The following is an 18,548-nucleotide window of genomic DNA, read 5'->3' as shown; positions in this document are numbered from 1 at the left end:
AACGACGGGTTTCATTTAGTATTTTTATTCTAACGGAAAACGCTTCGACTGTTTTTGCACTATCTTCTCTTTCTTTTGCACTAATGCTAATAAATTTTAGAAGGAATCAAGTACATTACCTTTGAAAGCGGTCTCCCTATAGCCGAACATATCAGATTAGACCTATTTGCTAAGAAATTTGCAGGGTGAGGGAACCTATCTCCGTCTCCATCCATCTAATAGACGAGTTAATGGAAAGGAGTTCCTCCATGGACATTAGTGAAATCGTAAAACGGGCTATCGACGGATCCAAGGATGATTTTGTGTCGCTGATCCGGCACAGTGAGGGGATCATGTACGGTGTGGCGCGGGGAATTGTGAACACGGATAACGATGCTTCCGACGCCATCCAGGAAACTATACTGAAAGCCTACCGGAACTTGAACCAACTGCGGGAGCCGGCCCATTTCCGCACCTGGCTGATTCGTATTCTGATCAATGAATGCCGGACCATTCTTCGGCAGAATCGGCGTTTTGCCTCAACGGTCAATCATTTGGCCTATCATGCCGAACAAGACATCGCCGGCTTTGAAGACCGATTGGTATTGGACGAACTACTGAGAAATCTTGACCTGGACCACAAAGAAATCATCGCCCTTTATTATATTCAGGACATCCCGGTAAAAGAGATCGCGCAGATTCTGGATATTTCCGAGGGCACGGTGAAATCGCGATTGCACAGAGCCCGGGCCAAGCTTTCGGCGATAATGGGCGCAGATCGGATGAACTCGGCCGAACCCGATTCTTTGTCAAAGGAGGCTCTCCAATGAACCCAAAAGAGGATGAATGGATGAAAAAATCTTTTGAACGGCTGCGCGGTTCCGTTCCCGACCCGGTTCGCGATACTATCGAAAGAACCTTGAATGAGCTGGATTTTCAGCCGCCCCGGAGGGTGCGTCGACCGACAAAAATACGGGCCGCCAAGGCCATTGTCCTGGCGACCGGGACCTTTCTTATTCTGGCGTGCCTGCTGTTCGCCGAAAGTAACACTTTCGCCGATACTTTGAAGCCTTGGCTCCGCTCCATTTTCATGAATATGGGCGACCGGGGGCTGTCGGTTACCGAGACCAAAGGCGACCTCCCAATCTTGGCCGAAGCAACGGATCAAGGGTATACCCTCCGAATCCATGAAGTCGTCTTTGACGGCTTAAGGTTAACTTTCAGCTACTCTTTAAATGCCGTAGCCGGGTTTCAGAAGTCCCAAACCGTCTCCCCTTCCTTTCAATTGGACCCCGAATTTAAGGCCTCTTTGCCGCCCGTACTCATGTCCGACTCCGGGGGATCCTGGGAAGACGGGAAAGTCGGGATCGTCAACTATTATTTCAACGGTAATATACCGGATCGATTCATGCTCAAAATGAGGGTTCCCCAGCTCGCCATTACCGATACGGGCGCTGTTTCCTCCGATCTGCCGGGCCAGGTTCTGTCCGGAAACTGGAATTTCGCACTTCAGGTTGAAAAAAAGGGCTCTGTCAAGGCCAGCGATTACGGCGACGATTATTTAAAAACTTCCGAGGGCGTTACATTCCAGGCGATTAACGCACGGTCAGCCCCCCGCTCTTCGGAATGGAACCTCCGCCTGGAGTACCCGGCAAAATGGGATGAAGCGAATGTTTATAATGAAAAATATCGCTACGGCTTGAAATTCAAAATACTGGCAGGTCCAGAACAAGAGGAATTAATAATCGTTACCCAATCGTCCAAGGGCGGGATTATGGACCGTACTCTTCCCAGGGAACAGTGGGTTCGGCGTAGTGATTATGTTTTGTTTACCGAGCCTGTGCCCGAGCAGTCGACTTCAGTGACCATTATTCCCGTTTTAATGAAGTTTCCGCTGGACGAGAATCAATCCTATACGGAACAACAGATCGACAGCCTGACGATAGAGCTCCCGCTGCCGGATGAAATGCCGGACTCTACATCCTAGAAAAAAAGAACCTGCAAGGCCGCCTTAGAGGTGGTCTTGCAGGTTCTCCAATTTTACGAAAAGCAATTATACTAAATTTAAGCGTTCATGCTCGCTTCTGCACTTATATCATCGCTGTGCTTATGAGTGATGAAGTAGAGGAGCGTAATCGCCAGGAAGACGACGCCGAAGCCGGCCAGTACGCCAAGCTGCTGCCAAGCATGGCCCAAATCGCCCGTCGATACGACCGCTTTGTAGCCGCTGACGCTGTAGGTCATCGGGAGAATCGGATTGAATGCTTTCATCCAATTCGGAATCAGTTCCAGCGGGAACGTGCCTGCGCTGGTGGTCAATTGGAAGATCAGAATCAGAATCGCCAGGAAGCGGCCCGGATTTTCCAACCAGGTGACCAGAGCCTGAATGATAAACATATAACACAGACTCGTAATGAAACTAAACAGATAGAACATTGGGACGCTCTGCACTTCGAGTCCCAAGCCGTATAAAGTCAGCATCGTTGCAAGCAGGGACTGCACCAGGCTCATGCCCCCGAACGAAAGGGCGCGGCTGACGAACCGGTTCCAACCGGTTGCCCCCTCCACCGATGTTCCGCGAAGCGGTACGACCAGCGTCGAGATCAATGCGCCGACGAACAAGCCGAGGGACAGGAAGTAAGGAGCAAAGCCCGTACCGTAGTTCGGTACTTCACTCATCTTTTGCTCGCTGATTTCGATAGGTTCCGCATACATATTTACCAGCTTGTCGGTTTTCTTGACCCCGGATGTTTGCTCTGCGGCATCGTTCAGCTTGCTTGCCAGTTCTCCCGAACCTTCAGCCAGCTTATCCATACCGGTTTTAAGCTCTCCTGCACCTTCATCCAACTGCTTGGAGCCGTTCGCCAGCGTTTTGACTCCGCCGGACAATTGGCCCATGCCGCCTTCGATCTGTTTAGCACCGGCGCTGAGCTTGCTTGCGCCTTGGGCCAGCTGTTTGCCGCCTGCAGCTGCTTCGGACAATTTGCCGCCGAACAGTTTCAGACCGCCGCTCAATTCTTCTTGCCCTGCCGTCAGCTGGGATGCACCTTGGGCCAGTTGCTGCTGGCCTTGAGCCAACTGCTGACTGCCTTGGAGCAATTGCTGTTGTGCACCGTGCAAATCTTTGCTGCCTTGCAGAAGTTGTTCCTGTCCTTGCTGTACTTGTTCGCTGCCTTGAGCTACCGCTTTGCTGGCTGCGATCAACTGCTGAACAGCCGGATTTTGCGCAAGTTCGGGACTTGCTTTAGCAAGCTGTTCCAGCCCTTGAGCTACGCCCTTGGCTCCTTCAGTCACTTTGGTGCTGCCTTGGAGCGAAGATTCCAGGCCGGCTACCAGCTTGGAGCTGCCTTGTTCCGAAGCCGTCAGTCCGTCTTTAAGCTTGTTGGCTCCTTCCAGCGAAGCGTCAAGTCCGTTTTTCAACTGTACGCCGCCTTCGTGAGCTTTCACAGCTCCGCTCTCCAATTGTTTTTCCGCAGCGGCCAATTGATTCAAACCGCCTGCCAGCGTATCGGCCCCGGTTTTCAAATCCGCGGCGCCTTGGCTAAGAGAGTTTGCGCCCTGTTGAAGCGGGCTTATTCCGTTTTCAAGTTTGTTTGTTCCGTCAACCAGCTTGGCAAGGTTCTCTTTCAGCTTCTGGGCGCCTTCATCCAATTGAACAGCCCCGTCGTTAATCGTCGTGGCGCCTGTACCCGCATCGCCCAAGCCTCCGGATATTTTTTCCACCTGATCAAACAACGTCTCCGTATAGGCTTCCGTTACTTTGGCGGATACCTTCGACTTGATTTCCTTTACCGCCGTGCCGCCGATTTGGGCAGCCAGGAAGTTGTAGCCTTCATTCGGTTCATAAACCAGCTGCGCCGGCTGCGGATTTTCATCCATCAGCGTCGTAGCCTGGGAAGAGAAATTGTCGGGAATGACGATCGTCATGTAATACTTGTTCGATTTCATCCCTTCTTCGGCTACGTCACGGGAGACGAACTCCCATGAGAAGTCATTCCCCTTCTTAAGCTCTTCCACCAGGTCTTTACCGACCTGAAGGGACTTTCCTTCATATTCCGCCCCTGTGTCCTGGTTGACTACAGCCACCGGGATTTCATTCATTTTACCGTATGGATCCCAAAACGCCGCCAGAAACATTCCGCTATACAAAACCGGAATGAACAGCACGACGATGATCGGGATGATTACTTTTGGTTTTTTGAAGGATGCAACCATGTCCTTAAAAAACACCGACATTGATTTCATGTTGATTCTCTCCTCGTATCCATATGTCTAATTATCTTGTTCTACCGTCCAGGCTCCTTCAAGGCCCGAGTCATTATGCCGGTGAAAGTCCGCCCGATAAGAAGCGGCGGATGAATTCCTTGATTTGGTCTTTGCTCAAAGGATCGTGAATCTTGTTCCAGTCCGAAGTCAGCGCAATGTAGAGCTTTAAAAGGACGAAAGACAACACCTTTGGATCGAGGCCTTGGATCTCTCCCCGCTGCGCGGCACGCTCCACCTGTTTTTCCAGATAGTTCAGAATCGCGCTTTCGATCTTCTCAAGCCCTTCCCGGGCCTGGGGAGTTCCAAAATCACGGACTTCCTGAAACAGCTTGATCAACAGCTCGTGCTCACCCCGGTATTCCAGGAGTGAATCCATGCTGTGATACAAATTTTCGAAGAACGGCCTGTCGTCCCGGACTTCCAGTTCCGAAATCCGTTTCATCTCCAGGATGACCGAACGGAGAATCTCGTCAAAAAGCTCCTCCTTGTTTGTAAAAAACGTATAGATCGTCCCTTTGGCAACATTAGCGATCTTCGCCACGTGGTCCATCGTCGTCGCCTTGTATCCGAACAGCGCGAAAGATTTCTCCGCAGCCTCGATGACTTGTTTGCGGCGATCCACCACAGCCATTTCGAACACCTCCTTCACCGTATAATATGTGCCTTCTCAACAAAAATGACTAAAAATCAATTTCGGTCATTCGGTCAATCAACACTTTACCACTTCCCTTATCACAATGCAAGCTCTTTTTTTCAGTAATTTTCATAGCGACTTACATCACACTTTTCCATATACAGGCCCGACTTAAGTCCAGCCTCAGACCAGTCCCGGGCCTCTTTTTTCCAGCAGCAAAAAAAAATAAACTGAAATTACGAGAAATGCATCGTTCCCGCAAATTCAGATTATGAAAAGGGTGATCTCATGCCGTTCAAAAGAGTGCTGATCTTATCGGAGGGGTTTGGCAGCGGCCATACCCAAGCCGCCCATGCGCTGGCAGCCGGATTAAAAAAAGTGGACCCGCAAATCCGTACGCAAGTGTTGGAACTTGGTTCCGTGCTTAACCCGACGCTAGCCCCGTGGATCTTATCCGCTTACCGGATCACTGTAAACACGAGCCCTGCGCTCGTAGGCATGTTTTATCGCAAAAAATACGAAAAGCCGGTCGGACGCCTCGCGCGGCTTGCACTTCATAAATTGTTTTACAATCACGCTGCCCGGATGATCGAGCAAATGGAGCCTGATCTAATCATTTGTACGCACCCCATTCCGGGAGCCGTCATTTCAAGGCTGAAAGCTTCGGGACTCGACGTTCCGCTTTACACGCTGATTACGGATTATGATGCTCACGGTTCATGGATCAGTCCGGAGGTCGACCGTTATTTCGTATCCACTCCCGAAGTCCGGAGCTTGCTGATCCAGCGCGGGGTAAAGCCCGGGGCTATTCAAGTATCCGGCATTCCCGTTCATCCCGAATTCTGGAGTCGTCAGGACAAAGCTTCCGTCAGACGCGAGCTCGGGCTCACAAACATTCCCACCGTCCTTGTTATGGGCGGAGGATGGGGCTTGCTTTTTAAAGACGAGCTTATGGCTAGATTATCCGAATGGAAAGAAAAAATTCAGATTGTTTACTGCTTGGGCAGCAATGAAAAGCTCGCCGCCAAACTGCGGAGCCATCCCGAACTACAGCATCACAATATCACGGTGCTCGGCTACACCCGGGAAATCAGCAAATGGATGGATGCTTCCGACTTGCTCATTACGAAGCCGGGCGGAATGACCTGTACCGAAGGGTTGGCCAAGGGCGTTCCTATGCTGTTTTACGAATCCATTCCCGGACAGGAAGATAAGAACCGCGAGTATTTCATCAAAATCGGCTGCGGTGATGAATTGTCCTCTGCAGAAATTCTGGATCTGTGGTTTGGCAAAATAAGCACGGCCCGTAAAATCGGCGGAGGAGGATTTTCCGAAACCAGGAACTATCCTGACACTTCCTTCTATCGGCCTGACCGTTGCGCCAGAAAAATCGCCGATCTCCTGCGTTCTCCCTTGGATCAAACGTATGTCCATGGGCAAAGCAGACAGACGGCGAACTAGCGTTTTATTTATAGAAGGTATGATTGCCGATAACATGCGCTTTGTCTTTGGTCCGGGCAATCGTAAGATCCTTTGCGAGTTTCAGGGACAGGAAATAGTAAGTATCATCCGATACTTCTTTTCTCCCGTTCAGCGCTTCATTCACCGCATGAATCGTATCCTTGCTCGGTTTAACCTTCTTTAACCGGCCGTTGCGGACCGGACTGAACTGGGATTTCTGATAAATGACATCCTTAATGGTATCGGGATAATTGGCGGACCGCAGCCGGTTTAAGACAACGTTGGCAACTGCCACTTTGCCTTCGTACGGTTCGCCTTCTGCTTCTGCCATGACGATTTTTTGCAGGAGAAGCAGCTCTTCTTCGTTCAAAGCGTACGTCCATGTGGCCTCTTCCTTGTCCTCATGGCTTAGCAGCTCTGTACGCGTGAAGAATAATTGGGTGGGGGGATTGAATTTATCCGGAGCAGGCTCCGTTATTGTTTGCGCTGCCTGATTACGGAGCCAAATTACCTCAGCGGCAAGTTCATGAAGCTGTTCCGAGCTGCTGATGCCGGTATCAAGGCTCTGTTTTTTTAACTCCAACGTGTTTAAAAAAGGCAGAAACTGCTTGCCAAGCCTCTCATTCTGCGTCGCTGCTCCGCTCTGCGCAAATGAAACGGTCTTCGCCGCAAGGTCCGCTTTCAGAAGATTCTGCCGACTTTGGGAAAATTGCCGATTTCCCTTGCTCTCCGGTTCGGAATTTTGCCCAAGCAAGCAAATCGCACCAAGACAAACTAGAATGGCTCCTACAAGGAGCGCGACGTAACGGTTTTGCCGAAAAATATACATAACTGACCTCCTACCCGACAATTCTCTCTATTAATGTGCATTTTCTTGGTACTTCACGCGAGATGACATATTCTTTCATCTATGTAACCGAAATAATGACGTTTGAATAACTTAAAGTTATTTTTTCAGCAAAATAAGCCTTCCGAAGGACGGAAGGCTTGGAGAGGCCGGGGTTGAAAATACCCGGTATACAGGCTAGCGGGAAGTTAATGGAGTTCTGAATACTTCTTCGTACATAGGCGTTTTGCCCATTCGCGTACGATAAATGACGATGGCGTCTACGGACCACTCACCAAAGTCCGGAGAACTTAGGTTCAAGGGTTCCGGATCGAGCTTGGCATCCTCCCGATATTTGCGCGCCAGGGTGATGTGCGGATGATACGGACGTTCCTCGGGAATGAAACCCAATCCCCGGTTCCCCTCCGTCACGCTCCGGTACAGCGATTTAAGCTTGTCTTGGTCTCCATCTATGCCGGCCCAAAGAACGCGCGGGTTGGAAGGACGTCCAAACATGCCGATTTCTTTGGCTTGAAGGCTAAAACCGTTCACCCTTTTGGCCGTCTCCGTCAATTGCTGCTTCAAGTCATCGAACTTGTTCGGCGTAACATCGCCAAGGAATTGGACCGTAATATGGTAATCTGCGGGATTTACCCATTTGGTGAATTTCAAAGCGACTTTTTGTTTTTCTACCCAGTCCGATAGTGCTTGTTTAACAGCCCCAGGGAGTGGGACGGCTATAAAAATACGCCAAGTTTCGATAATATTTTCCACAAAACATCACCTCTTATGTAGTAATTGATAGAATAATTCATCCTTTTGTCACATTTTGAATGATTAAGGTAATAAAGTCCCAAAACACTCGTAAGCTATAATGTGATTTAGACCTTACAGCAGGTAACGGCAACAAACCTAATATGATTGGGGAATGACTATGGGATTCGCTAGAAAAATAACCGCCGGCATTATAGGGGTACTCCTACTTGTCAGTGCGATCATTGGTGTATTCAGCTACCAAACAGCCTACCGTCAAGTGGAAGAGGCCGTCGGCGTCGAAACGGTAGGATGCGCCAACATCACGACAGGTCTTGTGGATCCGGAAGCCATCGAACGTTTGGCTCAAGGCGATGCCTCCGATCTGGGAGCGCTTGAGGAACGCCTCAATTGGACAGTGAATCACAAATCGCTGTTCAAGGAAGTATTTATTCTTTCATTAGACGGCAAAATCCTCGCAGCAGACCAAAATATAAAGAAACGCGGCTACAAAGCCGGCGATGAATTCTATTTTGCCGAAAAAGATCGCGATATGATTATGCACATGAAGCATTCCGTTTATACAAAAGTATACACCTATGATGGAGTCGGCCTCCTGACAGGCTATGGCCCTATTTATAAAGACCATGATCCGACCAAGGAAATCGTAGCGCTGATGGCAATCAACTTCGATGCCTCCATCATCCAGGAACGAGTCTGGGATATTATCGCACTGCCGTTCATCATTGGCGGGATTGTTTTCCTGCTGGCAATTGTTGCCGTCTATCTGTTTATTCACCGGATGGTCGGCCCAATCGAGCGATTGTCCCGCCAAGTTAATCTGGTCGCCCAAGGGGATTTGACCGTACAGCCTTTGACCATCTCCAGTAAAGATGAAGTGGGCACCTTGGCGCGGGACTTCGGCAATATGACCATAAGCTTGCGCCAACTGATTACCGAGGTCAACGAAACGTCCATGCAGGTGGCATCTTCTTCCCAAGAACTGTCCGCTAGTGCCGAACAAACGGGAAAAGCCAGCGAGCAAACCGTTTACATTACCCAGGAACTTGCGGGAGGTGCCGAGAAACAGCTGCAAAGTCTGGAAGAAAGCTCCGCCGCACTGCAGGAGATGTCCTCTTTTATCGGCCGGATCGTAGCCACTACCGACAACGTGTCGGAAGAAGCGCAAATTTCCGCATCCGCCGCAAAAGAAGGGGTAACATCGATTCATCTCGGCGTAAAACAAATGAATACCATCGAGGATAAAATCGTGACGCTCTCCTCGGGCATACAGCAACTAAGCAGCCACTCCAAGGAAATCCAGAGTATTGTCGATATCATCACCGAGATCGCCGCAGAAACGAATTTGCTTGCGATCAATGCCGCCATCGAAGCCGCCCGGGCCGGGGAACAAGGCAGCGGCTTTGCAGTCGTCGCTTCCTCCGTCCGGAAGCTCGCGGAGCGGTCCGCGGAATCGGCCAAGCAGATCGCCGCACTTATCACCTTCATCATTAATCAGATGGAATTGACCGCAGATACGATGGAATCGGCTACCCATGAAGTGAAGCTGGGAGCCGAGCTTGTCGGCAATGCCGGAAAATCGTTCGAGGAGATTCAAAAGTCCACCAAAAACTCCGCCGAAGCTGTTGAAAACGTCGGGGACACCGTACGTCAGTTGTCGGCGAACTCCAAGTTGATTGTTGAAGCTATGGAAAAACTCGTGCATGTAGCCAATACAACGGTGGATGGCACCCAAACGATGTCCGCAGCTTCCCAGGAGCAGCTTGCCGCCATGCAGGAAGTCGATGCTTCCGCCACACTCCTCTCCGATCTGGCGGACAAGCTCCATCAGTTGATCGAACGTTTCAAAGTATAGAGTTTACTGCTCGCAAACAAAACGCCCCTCATCCTTCGAAGGATGAGGGGCGTTTTTTTATAGTTTGCAGCTTCCGCATCTCACTGCATATAAACTATATTATTTCCGTTGACGCGCCCGTGCTTCGCCGCCCTTGCGACCAGCTTCTTCCCGGCTCATTTTGCCATCGCCGCCATCCGAATTTCCGCGCGCTTCGCCGCCTTTTTGGCCGATCTCCTGATAAAAATCCTTATCATGGTTACGGGATGTTGCTTCTCCGCCCTTTTTCCCGATCTCCTGATAAAAATCTTTGTCATGATTTTTCGCCGTTGCCTCTCCACCCATACGACCGGCTTCCTCACGGCTCATTCTGTCATTTCGATTGTTGTTTGCCATTTGAAATCACTCCTTATCGTTGTTTGGAAGGTACCGTTCTCTCCGGTACGCTATTGTATTACCCCCTCTCTAGGAAACAAAACAACTTTTTCTTTACGAAAAAACCAGGATAGAAAGCAGTGAACCGGCCTAGCCAGCTTCCTGATTTCAATATAAAACTATGGCCAGAACCGGCTTTGATCACGGCGGCAACGCACGGGCCACGGGCAATCACCCGGTAAAGCGCCCTTTTTTTGCACTTATCATACATGGCTGCTCAATCGCTTCTCACCTTGCCGAAAATAAACTCGAAAGAATAGTTGGTTACTGGAAAAAATTCCGTTTTGTTCTGACTATATGGGTACGGAGTAACTTGTAGATTTGTGCTCGGTGTGTGGGTTGGTAGGCTACTGGCAACTTTCGTGCTCGGTGTGTGGGCGGTTGGATACTGGTGACTTCGTGCTCGGAGTGTGGGCGGTTGGGTACTGGTAACTTCGTGCTCGGTGTACAAGTGATTAGCTACTGGTAACTTTCGTGCTCGGTGTGTGGGCGGTTGTTGGCAGAGGTTCCAGGGGCCAATTTTGCGGTTCAGAAGCCAGTTGAAAATTCTAACGGACACCCGGGACCTTATTTCCTCTTATTTTGCCACTTTTAAAATCTAACGGACACCAGAGCCCTTAATCGGGCTTGTCCATTAGATTTTGTGCCAATTTCAAGAGATTAACGTCTCCTGTGTCCGTTAGAATTTCAAACTCACCATTTTACACCTTTTAAGGGCTGTGGTGTCCGTTAGAAATCAGACGAGATGGTCTTCCCAGCCTCCATCGGTAATTCACAGCCGCAATTGGTATCTGCGATAGCGCTGGCTGCCTTCTCCAGCAACGCGCAAGACTCGCAGCTCCACCAAACGGTGCAAAATGCGGCGGGTATGGCGATCTGAAAGGCGGAGGTGAGCTGCGAGTTCAGGAGGGCTAAAGGGGCGCAGCAAACGACGGGCAAAGCGCAGCGTTTCCGCTTCTGCCCAATCCAGTTCGCCGGACACATCCGTCGAAAGAAATTTGCCGACGAAGGAAAGGATGAGCTGCTGGCATTGCTTCGGTTCGTCTTTGATGGAAAGATAAGCGACAGGCAAGAATACCCAGCCATCAAGTGCCAGCATGCTATGTCTCATGCACAGATCCTTAAAGCGCCTGACGTCCAGATCCCTCGCATGGGGTCCGTAACCTTGGATCTCAATTCCGCCTTTTGCGCCCCCCGGCTTATAAGCCAGGTCCAAATACCGGTACCCGTTATTGAAGTCGCGTACTTCCCATTCCGGATGCAAGTAATTAAAGTTGCCTACCGCAGGATACCAAGCCGAACGAAGAAATTCGATCGTCCCGTGACCCAGGCCTTTTTCAAGAAGTTCGCGCCGTCTGGGGTTCTCCTCCTTTTGAAGATTCGAATTCATCCATTCTGCATATTTTTGCTCAAACATGACTACCGCCTCCCCGACTCAAATAATAAAAAAGCCGTTCCATCGCATCATCCGCAAGGGCTTAATGCAATGAAACGGCGTGTGCTTCACTCCGTCAAATCTCTAACACTTCACAAATAGTGTAAATATGATTGTTATTTGCCCAAATAGGCGTTCAGCATCCAGTTGTGTTTCTCAAGCGCGGACAGGATACCCAGCAGCAGGTCGCCTGTTGCTTCGTCCTGGGATTGTTCCGCAGCTTCCATGCCTTGCTTCAATTCGTCTTGCAGCGCCGAAAAATCCGACACGATCGCGGAAACCATAGCTTCCGGCGTTTCTCCGCCGGTTGCTTCGGACACGGTGGCGATGGCCAAAGAATCGCGCAGGGTAGCAACCGGTTTCCCGCCGATAGCGAGCAGGCGTTCAGCAAGCTCATCGATATTCGTTGCCGCTTCATCATAAAGCTCTTCGAATTTCTCATGCAGTGTAAAGAAGTTAGCTCCTTTTACATACCAGTGGAAATTGTGCAGCTTGGTGTACAGTACGGTCCAGTTCGCGATTTGCAAATTCAATTGCTTTTCGAGGGCCAGTTCATTTTGCGTCAGGTTTTGATTACTCATTTCAATTTCCTCCATTCAAATATAATGATAAAGTAGGGTTAGCTAATGCGAGTAAAATTTCTTTAAATTTAGACTAAATCTAAATCCTGTTCTTATATTACCACCATCCAGGTTTTTCTGCAACCTTTTAAACATGAACATCCCGTGAATATCTCGCAACCGGTCAATAGTTAGTGGAACTTCTAGTAAGACCAAATAGGTTGTCCGGTTCTGGGTCCGGTTCAATTTCGTTTCCTGGCTTCGGTTTCCCGTTCCTGCCTTGAAGTTTGCGTCGTTGGGCTGCCGATTATTCACATGCCAAAACATAAAAAAGGAACCTGGCAAGCGCTCTGCCGGCTCCTCGTTGAATTTACTCTCGAATCTGCAGCTTGAGTTGCTCCAGATTACGCTCCAATTGGCGAATTCCATCCTCGACCAAGCGGCGGTCCACCGCATTCGCCGTATCGATTTGCGGCTTGCGCATGGCAAACGTTTTTTTCTCTTCTTCCCAGTACGCCTGACGCCGCTGAATTTCTTTGTATTTGTCCAGCAAGTCCGTAATAATATCATAAAAACGCTCATAATCCACGATGACATCATCCAGGAAGCGGTCGACTTCTTCTTTCTCGTATCCCCGCATCTTCACGTCAAAATCCTTCTCATGAATAGCGAGCGCATCCAGTTTAATGCCCAGCTGTCTAAATAATCCCTTTTGGTCCTCCAGCTTGCGCGAATAATCGTCCTGCATTCAGTATCCCTCCGTACCTAAGGCTTGCATTTTCTCTTATGATATCCTTATTTCTTAAGATAACCATATATAATGTACCATAATTATTTCAGATTATCGACGCCATGGGCGGGAGACTAATCCTCCACATCTCATGATATAATACAAAAAGTGAAATTATACCACCATGCAATAGTCGAAAAGAGGTTGTCAACTTGTCTCAAGAACACAGTAATCCGGCCCGATCTCCCTTGGCCGCCAACCCTTGGGTGATTCTTGCTAACGTTTCCCTCGGCACTTTTATGTCTACTCTGGACGGAAGTATCGCCAACGTGGCGCTGCCGACGATCGCCGGGGAACTCAGCGCCCCCATCCACATCGTCCAGTGGGTGCTTACCGCCTATTTACTGACCATCTGCGCAACATTGCCGATCATGGGGAAAATTTCGGACATGTTCGGACGCAGCAAAATTTACAATTACGGCTTTTTGATCTTCGCCGCCGGTTCGGCCCTTTGCGGCCTTTCCAATACGCTTACTCTGCTCATTGTCTCGCGCATTCTTCAGGCGCTTGGTGCAGCTTGCCTGATGTCCAACAGCCAGGCGATTATCGCCGAGGTATTTTCCAGTAAAGGGCGCGGCAGAGCGATGGGAATCACCGGCACCATGGTGTCGCTCGGCTCGCTGACCGGCCCCGGCATCGGCGGTATTCTCGTCGAGCACTGGGGTTGGACATCTATATTCTGGATCAACGTCCCTATCGGAATCATCGGCTTCATCGCAGGCTGGTTCTTTCTTCCCAAAGACAAAAACCTCAAGAAAAACCAGCCGTTTGATTACACCGGTTCCCTGCTCTTTATGGCCGGTATGATCGCCTTTCTTTACGTCATTTCCGGCGGCCAGGATTGGGGTTGGCTCTCTCCTGCCGTCTGGATCGGCGGCGGACTTTCCTTGCTCGTCCTGATCGGCTTCTATTATTGGGAAAAACGCACCCGCCACCCGATGCTCGACTTCAGCCTGTACCGGATTCCGGCCTTCGCGATAGGGAACTTAACGGCGCTGCTGTCCTTCGTGGCCCTTTTTTTCACCAATGTGCTGATGCCCTTCTATATGCATGACGTACTTGGCTTCTCACCGGCAAAAACAGGATATACTATGATGGTGTACCCGCTTGTCATGGCCGTCGTCGCGCCTCTCTCCGGCTGGCTGTCCGACCGGATCGGTTCCTATTCGCTGACCACGGCAGGGCTGCTGGTTAATGCCCTCGCCTTCGGTCTGCTGAATACACTGTCGACGCAAGAAAGCGCTTGGATGGTCGGACTTCATCTGGGCCTGTTCGGCCTCGGCGGCGGTCTGTTCCAGTCGCCGAACAACTCCAGCATTATGGGATCGGTGCCGCGGGACAAGCTGGGAACCGCCGGCGGCTTGAATGCGCTGGTACGAAATATTGGGATGGTGCTCGGCACCTCCTTATCGATTTCGCTGTATTCTTCCCGGCTCAGCTATCTGCGCCCGATCTCCCCAGGAGAGCCGGAAGCCGCGCTGAGCGCGCTCCATACCGTATTTTGGACGGCGATGGGCATTTGTCTGCTGGCCCTGCTCGTCTCGGTTCAGCGTTTGCGCACAAAGTCACGCGATGTCCGAAGCGGATAAATGTAATTTAAAGGTTCGACAGAATTCACGTTTCTTTTTATAATAAGACTTAGTTAGTAAAGTAAAATAGCCTTGGTGGTGAATACAATCTTATATATCTATTCTTTCTTGCTATCGTTTCTAATTGTGTATTTTCTGATCCCTCCGCTTGGGAGACTGGCATTCAAGCTCGATTTCGTGGACAAGCCCCGGGAGGACGTTGAACGAAAAATCCATCGCAATCCGATCCCGCTGACGGCCAGCTACGCGATCTTTGTCGGATTCTTCGTGTCTTATCTCCTGTTTACAAGAGATTTCTCCATGCAGACCGGAGCAATCTTTCTTGGCGGAATTCTGCTTTTGGTGATCGGTACCGTCGATGACTGGTTCAAAACGAAAGGCAAAGATTTTCCGGCGCTGCCGAAGCTGATCGTTCAAGTATCCGCGGCCGTGCTTGTGTTTCTCTCGGGAATTACGTTCAGCGGCTTCGTGAATCCGTTTAGCGGTGATTATGTGCTATTGCCGATGTGGCTGCAATTTATATTGACCATCCTCTGGATTTTCGGCGTAACGACCGTCATCAATTTTTCGGACGGGCTGGACGGGTTAGCGGGCGGTTTGTCCGCGATTTCCGCGGTAACCCTGTTCGTTGTCGCTTTAACTAAAGGACAAACCACGTCGGCGATGCTGTCGATTACCCTGATCGGCGTGACGCTGGCTTATCTTAGGTACAATAAGCCGCCGGCCAAAGTATTTATGGGCGATGCGGGAGCGACCTTCCTCGGATTCATGCTGGCCGTGATCGCACTGGACGGAGCTTTCAAACAAGCTACCGTGCTGTCGTTGTTTATTCCTGTGCTTGCGCTCGGCGTTCCGATTTTTGACAACCTGTTCGTTGTCATCAAGCGCTTCCTGCAGGGCAAGGCCATTTATCAGGCTGACGCCAGCCAGGTCCACTACCGTTTGCTTCGTGCCGGTTTAAACCATAAACAGACGGTCATGTTCCTGTACCTGATCAGCACCTGCCTGGGGTTGTCCTCGATCATTTTGCTGCTTTTGCAGGGATAATCTAAATGAACTTCTAACCCCTACGTCCAATGAGCTAAAAAGATCATAATACAACACCAAATAAAGAGGGCGCCCTAACGGGCGCCCTTAGCTTTTGTTATCCATTTATAGTTTACACGATTCGCAATCCCCGGAAGACATTGCAATAAGGGGTGGATTCATTGTCATTATTTATTGTTGTCTTGCACGGCAGCCTGGACTTCCTTCGGTTTCTCTTCTTCATAGTCCCCGCGAGCGCCCTTTTTGAATTCCTTCAACATCGTTCCGAAGCTGCGACCCAGTTCAGGCAGTTTGCTTGGACCGAACAATATCAATGCAGCGATAACCAGTAACAGCAAATGAGTCGGCCGCAACAAATTTTCAAGCACTTTTATCACCTCTTTAGGCTATCTTTTTTAAAATTATACTACTTTATTCGAAATAAAGGAAAACTATTTATCAGAAAAATCGATAAAAACGTCCAAATCCATGAATTGTCGGCCTGTAAGAAACCAAAACCGTCTCCTAGGCATATGCTGTCTCATCAATGTATGCAAAGGAGCGAGCACCATGAACACGTTCAGTCTGTGGGCTGTCATTGCCATCGGGTTGGCTTCCAACCTGGACAACGCAGGGGTCGGCATCGCATACGGAGCCCGGAAAATACATATTCCGTGGTATTCCAATCTGGCGATCGCGCTCATATCATTTTTGGCTACGCTTTTGTCGGGATTGTTCGGAAACTGGATCGCCATATGGATTCATCCCTGGATCGGACAATGGATCGGCACGATCGTGATCGTCGCCGTCGGAGTATGGGTACTGCTTCAGCCTTTTGTGGAAAAGAAAACATCCATCCCGCCGGAAAGCGATCCACCGATCCTGACGCGCCTGCTCCGCAATCCGGAGGAAGCCGACCGTGACAGTTCCAAAAGCCTGAGCCTGGGAGAATCCTTGCTGCTCGGCATCGCGCTGGCCATGAATGCGCTGGCTGGCGGATTTAACGCGGGCATTACGCATTTAAATGTATTTTATACCTCGCTGTCGGTTGGGGTGTTCAGCTATTTGCTCCTGGCCCTTTGCGCCGGTTTTGGCGAAAAATACGCTGCCGAAAAACTCGGCAACCGGGCCACCGTAATTTCCGGCCTTCTGCTCATCCTTATCGGATTGCACCAAATTTTATAACTCGACAGCCCAAGGTGCCCCTTCCTTTACGAAAGGGGCTGTTTCGGTTTGCCCGGATACCTGCCTGCATTTTTCAATAAAGAAATTTAAAATTACAATTGACAAACATAATGCAAATTAATACTATTAGATTTATCGGAATTAACTGACTGACGAGTCAATCAAGAAAGAAGGTGCCTGTTCGTTGAAATCGACTAAAACTCCTGATCCGCAAAGAAGGCAACAGCTTAAAGACACGGCTTTGGAATGGTTTGCCCGCAAAGGTTACCACAACACCAAAATTTCCGATATCGTTAAATCGGCCGGAGTCTCCCAGGGGACATTCTACTGGTATTTCGAAAGCAAAGAAACCATGACGCTTGAATTGATCTCCAGCGGCAGGGACAAATTAGTCGAAACGATTGCAACAGGCTACCGAAAAGAACCCGGTTCCGTGGAAGACATGGAGATCTCTACGCGGGGGCTGCTTACCGAATTGTTCCGGTTTGCGGAAAGTGAGCGGCATTTGATGGTACTGCTGCTCATCAAGGGCCAAGGTGCCGATCCGGCTGTCCAGGAAGCGGTCTCGCAAACGTGGCAGGCTTTTGGACAAGCCTTTCGAGCCAACATTGAACGAGCTTCCGAGCTAGGCATGCTGCCTGAGTCGCCAGGGGTAGAGCTGCGTACCCTGCTGCTCTCCTCCCTGATTGAAGGCACGATTTCAAAATGGCTGTTCGGACCTGAGCATGATGTTGATTACGTTCCCGTATTCACCGCGGAGCAAATGGCCCATGCGGCGGCAAGGTTTGAATTTTACGGACTCATCGGCGAACCGGGCTAAAGACCAACTATTTTAGATATAAGGAGAGAACGCATCATGAAACTAAAAAAGAGAAAATCCCTAATCATTTTGACCCTAATCGCAGCCTTTACACTCGTATTGTCCGCTTGCGGGGCCAACAACGGCGGCAATGCCACCGGCAATGGCAACGCAGCAGGAACGGCGGATAACGATCAAGCGCAAAACCAGGCCGGCAGCAACCTGCTGGAACAAATTAAGGGCAAAGGCAAAATTACGATCGGCTTGATGGGGACTTACGCCCCTTACAACTTCGTTAACGAAAACAACGAGGTCGACGGATATGACGCGGACTTGTCCAAAGAAATTGCCAAGCGGATCGGCGTGGAAGCCAATTTCGTGACCGGGGAGTTTTCCGGATTGATCGAGGGTTTGCAAAAAGGCAAGTACGATGCCCTGGTCAGCCAGGTCACGATCACCGATGACCGCAAGAAATCGATCGATTTCTCCGATCCTTACGTGAAGAATGACGTGAGCATTATCGTAAAAGATAATAACGACAGCATTCAATCGGTCGATGATTTCAAGGGTAAAAAAGTCGGCGTCGCGCTCGGAACGAATGATGAAGCTTATCTTCGCGATGAAGTGCTGCCAAAGGTCGGCGATTTTGAAATCGTCACTTATAATGACAACCTGAATGCGCTGATGGATCTTAACAATGGCCGGATCGACGCGACGATCAACAATGTGTTCGCGCTTAAACCGCTCATCGAGAAAAATAACCTGAAATTGAAAACCGTCGGCGAGCCTTTGAAATCGGACTTTGCTGGCGTAGCCATGCCGAAGAACAGCCCGGAACTGCAGGAAGCCGTTAATAAGGCCCTTCAGGAAATCAAAGACGACGGTACTTTAAAAACGTTGTACAACAAATGGTTCGACGTAGATCCTAATTTTTAAGCCGGAATCAGAACCGGAA

Annotated in this window: 18 protein-coding genes; 9 read left to right on the top strand and 9 right to left on the bottom strand. The window is 49.9% G+C overall.

Annotated elements, in window-relative coordinates:
- The first annotated feature begins 248 nt into the window (after positions 1-248).
- Both ACLB09_RS20680 and ACLB09_RS20675 read left to right on the top strand, forming a co-directional pair.
- Positions 249-809, top strand: a complete 561-nt coding sequence (locus ACLB09_RS20680) for an RNA polymerase sigma factor (protein ID WP_410771744.1) — start codon at positions 249-251, stop codon at positions 807-809.
- A complete protein-coding gene (locus ACLB09_RS20675) occupies positions 806-1,966 on the top strand; it encodes a DUF4179 domain-containing protein (protein ID WP_410771743.1) in 1,161 nt (386 codons plus the stop codon). The genes ACLB09_RS20680 and ACLB09_RS20675 overlap by 4 nt, the downstream gene beginning before the upstream one ends.
- Before the next feature lie 77 nt (positions 1,967-2,043).
- Here the strand turns inward: ACLB09_RS20675 and ACLB09_RS20670 are convergent, their stop codons facing one another.
- Positions 2,044-4,224, bottom strand: coding sequence for a YhgE/Pip family protein (locus tag ACLB09_RS20670; protein WP_410771742.1), 2,181 nt, complete (start codon positions 4,222-4,224; stop codon positions 2,044-2,046).
- A 73-nt stretch (positions 4,225-4,297) separates the two neighbouring features.
- Positions 4,298-4,876: a TetR/AcrR family transcriptional regulator gene (locus ACLB09_RS20665; RefSeq protein WP_410771741.1), complete on the bottom strand. Its 579-nt coding sequence runs from the start codon at positions 4,874-4,876 to the stop codon at positions 4,298-4,300.
- Between the two features lie 291 nt (positions 4,877-5,167).
- Here ACLB09_RS20665 and ACLB09_RS20660 point away from each other — a divergent pair, with 291 nt between their 5' ends.
- Complete coding sequence (locus ACLB09_RS20660; RefSeq protein ID WP_410771740.1) at positions 5,168-6,340, top strand: MGDG synthase family glycosyltransferase; 1,173 nt, start codon at positions 5,168-5,170, stop codon at positions 6,338-6,340.
- 4 nt (positions 6,341-6,344) lie between these two features.
- On the opposite strand, the gene ACLB09_RS20655 is transcribed toward ACLB09_RS20660, so the two are convergent.
- Together ACLB09_RS20655 and thpR are read right to left on the bottom strand one after the other, a co-directional pair.
- The gene (locus ACLB09_RS20655) at positions 6,345-7,169 is read right to left on the bottom strand and encodes a cell wall hydrolase (RefSeq protein WP_410771739.1); all 825 of its coding nucleotides are present in this window, start codon (positions 7,167-7,169) and stop codon (positions 6,345-6,347) included.
- Between the two features lie 195 nt (positions 7,170-7,364).
- On the bottom strand, positions 7,365-7,940 hold the full coding sequence (gene thpR / locus ACLB09_RS20650) for an RNA 2',3'-cyclic phosphodiesterase (protein ID WP_410771738.1): 576 nt from the start codon (positions 7,938-7,940) through the stop codon (positions 7,365-7,367).
- Between the two features lie 160 nt (positions 7,941-8,100).
- Between thpR and ACLB09_RS20645 the strand changes: the two genes are divergently transcribed.
- Entirely contained in the window at positions 8,101-9,795 is a 1,695-nt protein-coding gene (locus ACLB09_RS20645) for a methyl-accepting chemotaxis protein (RefSeq protein WP_410771737.1), read from the top strand.
- A 99-nt stretch (positions 9,796-9,894) separates the two neighbouring features.
- Here ACLB09_RS20645 and ACLB09_RS20640 read toward each other — a convergent pair whose 3' ends face one another.
- The 4 genes from ACLB09_RS20640 to ACLB09_RS20625 form a co-directional block, all read right to left on the bottom strand.
- A complete protein-coding gene (locus tag ACLB09_RS20640; protein WP_410771736.1) occupies positions 9,895-10,170 on the bottom strand; it encodes a KGG domain-containing protein in 276 nt (91 codons plus the stop codon).
- 811 nt (positions 10,171-10,981) lie between these two features.
- Positions 10,982-11,626, bottom strand: coding sequence for a transcriptional regulator (locus tag ACLB09_RS20635; RefSeq protein WP_410771735.1), 645 nt, complete (start codon positions 11,624-11,626; stop codon positions 10,982-10,984).
- A gap of 134 nt (positions 11,627-11,760) precedes the next feature.
- Positions 11,761-12,225 carry a Dps family protein gene (locus ACLB09_RS20630; protein WP_410771734.1) on the bottom strand — a complete coding sequence of 155 codons (465 nt, stop codon included), beginning with the start codon at positions 12,223-12,225 and terminating at the stop codon, positions 11,761-11,763.
- Positions 12,226-12,574: 349 nt separating this feature from the next.
- On the bottom strand, positions 12,575-12,952 hold the full coding sequence (locus ACLB09_RS20625) for a DivIVA domain-containing protein (protein ID WP_410771733.1): 378 nt from the start codon (positions 12,950-12,952) through the stop codon (positions 12,575-12,577).
- A gap of 194 nt (positions 12,953-13,146) precedes the next feature.
- On the opposite strand from ACLB09_RS20625, the gene ACLB09_RS20620 reads away from it, so the two are divergent.
- Together ACLB09_RS20620 and ACLB09_RS20615 are read left to right on the top strand one after the other, a co-directional pair.
- On the top strand, positions 13,147-14,583 hold the full coding sequence (locus ACLB09_RS20620) for an MFS transporter (RefSeq protein WP_410771732.1): 1,437 nt from the start codon (positions 13,147-13,149) through the stop codon (positions 14,581-14,583).
- 78 nt (positions 14,584-14,661) lie between these two features.
- Positions 14,662-15,630: an MraY family glycosyltransferase gene (locus tag ACLB09_RS20615; protein ID WP_410771731.1), complete on the top strand. Its 969-nt coding sequence runs from the start codon at positions 14,662-14,664 to the stop codon at positions 15,628-15,630.
- A 167-nt stretch (positions 15,631-15,797) separates the two neighbouring features.
- Here ACLB09_RS20615 and tatA read toward each other — a convergent pair whose 3' ends face one another.
- Entirely contained in the window at positions 15,798-15,998 is a 201-nt protein-coding gene (gene tatA / locus ACLB09_RS20610; RefSeq protein ID WP_114496614.1) for a twin-arginine translocase TatA/TatE family subunit, read from the bottom strand.
- 181 nt (positions 15,999-16,179) lie between these two features.
- On the opposite strand from tatA, the gene ytaF reads away from it, so the two are divergent.
- From ytaF to ACLB09_RS20595, 3 genes are all read left to right on the top strand, one after another.
- Entirely contained in the window at positions 16,180-16,794 is a 615-nt protein-coding gene (gene ytaF, locus ACLB09_RS20605; protein WP_410771730.1) for a sporulation membrane protein YtaF, read from the top strand.
- Positions 16,795-16,978: 184 nt separating this feature from the next.
- Entirely contained in the window at positions 16,979-17,614 is a 636-nt protein-coding gene (locus ACLB09_RS20600; RefSeq protein WP_410771729.1) for a TetR/AcrR family transcriptional regulator, read from the top strand.
- A gap of 36 nt (positions 17,615-17,650) precedes the next feature.
- Positions 17,651-18,529 carry a transporter substrate-binding domain-containing protein gene (locus tag ACLB09_RS20595; protein ID WP_410771728.1) on the top strand — a complete coding sequence of 293 codons (879 nt, stop codon included), beginning with the start codon at positions 17,651-17,653 and terminating at the stop codon, positions 18,527-18,529.
- Positions 18,530-18,548 lie beyond the last annotated feature (19 nt).

Source organism: Fontibacillus forbon (assembly GCF_046559655.1).
Classification (GTDB): Bacteria; Bacillota; Bacilli; order Paenibacillales; family Paenibacillaceae; genus Fontibacillus.
The sequence above is the reverse complement of the archived record's forward strand: the minus strand, read 5'-3'. Positions and strand labels throughout refer to the sequence as shown.